Here is a 403-nt window from a genome sequence, read left to right as displayed (position 1 = left end):
TTCCTGCAGCGCCGCTTTTTCACTCTCAGCCAGCCAGGACACCTGCGACGGCTTATCTTTCACCAGCACCCACCAGCAGAAGGCCCAGATCACCGCCGGCACCCCTTCGATGATGAACATTTCCCGCCAGCCGAAGGCCTGAATCAGGTAGCCGGAGACTACCGACATCCACAGGACCGTCACCGGGTTACCGAGGATCAGGAAGGTGTTGGCGCGAGAGCGCTCTGATTTGGTGAACCAGTTGCTGATATAGATAAGCATCGCCGGCATCACCGCGGCTTCGACGACGCCGAGGATAAAGCGGATCGCCGCCAGCGCTGGGATATTATGCACAATACCGGTCAGGGAGGCGCAACCGCCCCACAGGATCAGGCAGATAAAGATCAGTTTGCGAACGCTGCGG

Annotated in this window: 1 protein-coding gene; it reads right to left on the bottom strand. The window is 59.1% G+C overall.

Annotated features, from left to right (window positions below; genetic code table 11):
- Positions 1-403: MFS transporter (locus FJV41_RS56335; RefSeq protein ID WP_141649681.1), on the bottom strand; the 403-nt coding region annotated here is incomplete at both ends.

It is taken from the genome of Myxococcus llanfairpwllgwyngyllgogerychwyrndrobwllllantysiliogogogochensis (genome assembly GCF_006636215.1).
GTDB lineage: Bacteria > Myxococcota > Myxococcia > Myxococcales > Myxococcaceae > Myxococcus > Myxococcus llanfairpwllgwyngyllgogerychwyrndrobwllllantysiliogogogochensis.
The sequence above is the reverse complement of the archived record's forward strand: the minus strand, read 5'-3'. Positions and strand labels throughout refer to the sequence as shown.